4 protein-coding genes are annotated in these 3,881 nt (G+C 66.8%); all 4 read right to left on the reverse strand.

Going from position 1 to position 3,881, the window contains the following annotated elements:
- Nucleotides 1-590, reverse strand: a 590-nt coding sequence (locus AC1D2K_RS31495; protein ID WP_478093964.1) for an ABC transporter substrate-binding protein, incomplete at its 3' end; no start/stop codon positions are given.
- Between the two features lie 19 nt (nt 591-609).
- Nucleotides 610-2,223 carry a TIGR04028 family ABC transporter substrate-binding protein gene (locus AC1D2K_RS31500; RefSeq protein WP_478093966.1) on the reverse strand — a complete coding sequence of 538 codons (1,614 nt, stop codon included), beginning with the start codon at nt 2,221-2,223 and terminating at the stop codon, nt 610-612.
- A 226-nt stretch (nt 2,224-2,449) separates the two neighbouring features.
- Nucleotides 2,450-3,142 carry an amino acid ABC transporter permease gene (locus AC1D2K_RS31505; RefSeq protein ID WP_478093965.1) on the reverse strand — a complete coding sequence of 231 codons (693 nt, stop codon included), beginning with the start codon at nt 3,140-3,142 and terminating at the stop codon, nt 2,450-2,452.
- A 7-nt stretch (nt 3,143-3,149) separates the two neighbouring features.
- On the reverse strand, nt 3,150-3,869 hold the full coding sequence (locus AC1D2K_RS31510; protein ID WP_478093967.1) for an amino acid ABC transporter permease: 720 nt from the start codon (nt 3,867-3,869) through the stop codon (nt 3,150-3,152).
- Nucleotides 3,870-3,881 lie beyond the last annotated feature (12 nt).

The following is a 3,881-nucleotide window of genomic DNA, read 5'->3' on the forward strand; positions in this document are numbered from 1 at the left end:
AGGCCGGAGCCGATCACCGAGAGGCCGGAGCCGATCACCGAGGTGCCCTGCAGGAAGCCTGGCGATGCCTTCTTGAAGTAGAACCTGACCGTGCGCGCGTCGATGACTTCGCTGCGCTCGTAGTTGTTGATGACCTCCGACACCGACTGCTTGAGCGCCTTGTTGCCCAGCCCGAAGGCGTCGTAGTTCTTCGCCACCGCCGCGGCATCGAGTGGTGCACCGTTGGAGAAGGTGACGCCTTCGCGCAAGCTGAAGGTGTACTCGGTGGCCTTGTCGTTGACCTCCCAGGACTCGGCGATCCAGGGCTCGATCTCGAGCGTCTGCGGATTCTGGTAGGTCAGTTTGTCGGTGATCTGGTTGAGGATTCCGCCGTTCGGATAGAAACCTCCGGCCGGCGGATAGAGGTTGTTGTGCGCCTGCTGCTCGAGATAGACCAGGGTGCCTCCGATCACGGGCCCGGCCGCATCGGCACCGGGTGCCGCGCTGTCGACCGTCTTCGTGCAGCCGGCGAGCCCTACCCCGAGTGCGAGCGCCAGCGCCGCGGCGCGCGCCACTCCCCTTGCGCGGCGTGGTTGAAAAAAGCCCTGCATGCGAATCGCGCGGTACGCCTCAGTGTTTCGCCAGCCAAGCGGTGTAGAAGCTCGGGCGGCCGACGGCCTCGAAGCCCACGCCCTTCACCCAGGGCGCACCCGCGAAGGCCTGGGGCTCCTCGAAGATCGGAATCACGTAGGCCTGGTCGATCACGTAGTTCTGCGCCTCGCCGACCAGCGCTAGGCGCTTGCCCGGGTCGACTTCGGCGGCGATGCCTTCCAGCAGTCCGTTGAGCTTGGCATCCTCGAAGCCCTTGACCTTGTCGCTGACGCCGCCCTTTTGCAGCAGGACGTTGCGATTGGTCGGGTAGTACTGGCTCTTGACCACGTCGGGGTCGGCGCGGCCGACCATGGTCGGGAACACCGCGGTCTTGGCCGGGTCGAGGTTGTCGATGGTCTTGCTGCCGGCATCGCCGGTCAGCACCTCGAGCTTGACGCCGATCTTGGCCCACTGCTGGGCCACCAGTTGCAGCGTCTCCTTGTTCTGCGGCTGCGGCAGCGCCTCGTAGGCACGCAGCACGAGTTCTTGCCCGTCCTTGCTTCGCACGCCGTTGGCGCCGGCCTTCCATCCGGCCTCGTCGAGCAACTGAGCGGCCTTCGCTGCGTCGTGGCCGAGCTTGGCGGAGAGGTCCACGTAGCCGGCGGCGGTCGAGGCCAGTACCGACGTGGCTTGCGGGTAGTTCGACGAGAAAAGGGTCTCGACGATCGCCTTGGTGTCGGTCGCATGCAGCAGGGCCTGGCGCACGCGCAGGTCGGCCACCAGCGGATTGTCCGGGCGGAAGTTGATGCTGTTGTTCACGCCGCGGGTCGAGGGTGCGTAGATGGCAAAGCCCCCTTCCTGGACGCGCTTCTCGTCGTAGGCCTGCACCTGGCGGATGAAGCCGGCCTGCCCCGCGACCAGCGCGCCGATGCGCACGCTGTCTTCGGGCGTCACGATGAGCTTGATCTCGTCGAGCAGCGCACGACCCTGGTGCGCCAGTGTGGCCGGGCCCCACTTGTAGTCCTTGCGCGCCGAGAGCAGCAGTTCCTTGCCCAGCGTCTCGCTGGTGACGACGAAGGGGCCGGAGCCGATGATCTTGGTGGCGTCGCCCAGCTCTTCGAAGGGCCGCGCCAGGGTCGCTGTCGACACAAGGCCGGAGCCGATCACCGAGGTGCCCTGCAGGAAGCCGGGCGACGGCTTCTTGAAGTAGAACTTGACCGTGCGTGGATCGATCACCTCGCTGCGCTCGTAGTTGTTGATCACCTCCGACACCGGCTGCTTGAGTTCCTTGTTGCCCTTGCCGAAGGTGTCGAAGTTCTTCGCGACCGCGGCCGCGTCGAGCGGCGTTCCGTCCGAGAAGGTCACGCCTTCGCGCAGCTTGAAGGTGTACTCGGTGACCGCGTCGTTGACGGTCCACGACTCGGCGATCCAGGGTTCGATCTTGAGCGTCTTCGGGTCCTGGTAGGTCAGCTTGTCCGTGACCTGGTTGAGGATGCCGCCGTTCGGATAGAAGCCGCCCGCCGGCGGGTACAGGTTGGTGTGCGCCTGCTGCTCGAGATAGACCAGCGTCCCGCCCGTGACGGGCGCGCCCGCGTCCGTGGCGACGGCCGCAGGCGCATCGGGCGCCTTGGAGCAGGCGGCGATCAACGCCATCAATGCCACGACCGCGGCGGCCGCAGCCGCACGCTCGAATCTTCTGGAAAACACGTTCACGAAATACTTTCGACGGGAGATGAATGAGAACTCGGCGTGGCGCAAGGCATTGCCACCAAGGCTGAAATCGTAGCCAGCCGACTGCGCTTTCGGCACCGATTGCGGAGCATCGGTATGCGGAAAACAGATAAGAGCGCCGGCTTCGTTTCCGGTGCCCACGCGACCCTCAGCGCAGCCCCGGTTGCCGGGCGCGCAGCAATGCCTGCGCCCCCTGGTCGAGGCCCGTGCACAGCACCCAGTAGAGCGCCCCGACGAGGACGAAGATCTCGGCCGGATAGATCATCGTGCGCGCGTTGACCTGCGCCGCGACGAAGGACAGTTCGCCGACGCCCACGATGTAGGCCAGCGAACTGTCCTTCACGAGAGTGACCCACTGATTGACGAAGGACGGCAGCATCATGCGCAGCGCCTGCGGCAGCACGAGATGGCGCAAGCTGCCCCAACGCGTCAGCCCCAATGACAGGCCGGCATGCCACTGACCGACCGGCACGCCGCGAATGCCGGCATGCACCGCATGCGCCAGGTAGGCACCGCCGACCAGCGACAGCGCGCACATGACCGACAGCACGCCAGGCACGTCGACGCCGAGCGCCATCGGCAGCAGGAAATAGGTCCAGAAGATCAGCATGAGCACCGGCACCGCACGCAGGAAGCCGAGCAGCAGTACGAGCAGCGTGCGCAGGCGGCCCGAGGCCATCGCCAGGGCCACGCCGCCCAGCAGGCCGAGCACCGCCGAGGCCACGGCCGATCCGGCGCTCAGCAGCAAGGTGAGCGCCGCGCCGCCGAGTGGACCCTCCGGCCAGGCGCCCCACAGCAGGTACGGCAGGCTGTCGGCCAGCATCGCGAACGCGTCGTTCATCACCACCTCATCCGCGAGGCAGGATCGCCTGGCGACGCGACACGCGGGCGCTCAGCATCTCGAGCAGTGCGATGGTGACGACGTAGAACAGCGTGGCGAAGCCGAAGGCCTGGAAGGTCTTGAATGTATCGGCTTCAACCTGGCGCGCCGTATAGGACAACTCGACCAGGCCGACGGCCATGGCGAGCGACGTGTTCTTCACGATGTTCATGTACTGCCCAAGCAGCGGCGACAGCGCGATCCGCACGGCTTGCGGCAGCACGACGTGGCGCAGCACCTGCGCCGGCGTGAAGCCGAGCGCGGTGCCGGCCTGCAGTTGCGCGAGCGGCACGCCCCGCATGCCGGCGCGCAACTCCTCGCCCACATAGGCGGTGGCATACAGCACGAGCCCGACCAGCGCCGACAGCACTTCGAACGAAGGCCAGAAGGCATGCCCGGCGTTGAGCCACTCGCGTGCCGCCTCCGGGAGCAGGCTGGGCGCGCCGAAGTACCAGAAGAAGAGCTGCACCAGCAGCGGTGTGTTGCGGAACGCCGAGAGGTAGAGCGCCGCCAGCCTGCGCAGCCACGGCCTTGCACTGGTGCGTGCCGCCGCGAACCCCACGCCCAGCAGCGTCGACGCCACGATCACGACCAGCGCCGCCCAGAGCGTGGTCATCCAGCCGTCGAGCAGCCAGCGCAGGTACTTGGGTGCCAGCAGCTGGGCCTGTGCAGCCTCGACGAAGCTCATGCAGCGCGAAGC

This window comes from Variovorax sp. P1_H12_2, from assembly GCF_056405335.1.

Coding starts and splice junctions, on each gene's coding strand:
- AC1D2K_RS31505 (WP_478093965.1), bottom strand. CDS start 3,142: ATGAACGACGCGTTCGCGATGCTGGCCGACAGCCTGCCGTACCTGCTG.
- AC1D2K_RS31510 (WP_478093967.1), bottom strand. CDS start 3,869: ATGAGCTTCGTCGAGGCTGCACAGGCCCAGCTGCTGGCACCCAAGTAC.
- AC1D2K_RS31500 (WP_478093966.1), bottom strand. CDS start 2,223: ATGGCGTTGATCGCCGCCTGCTCCAAGGCGCCCGATGCGCCTGCGGCC.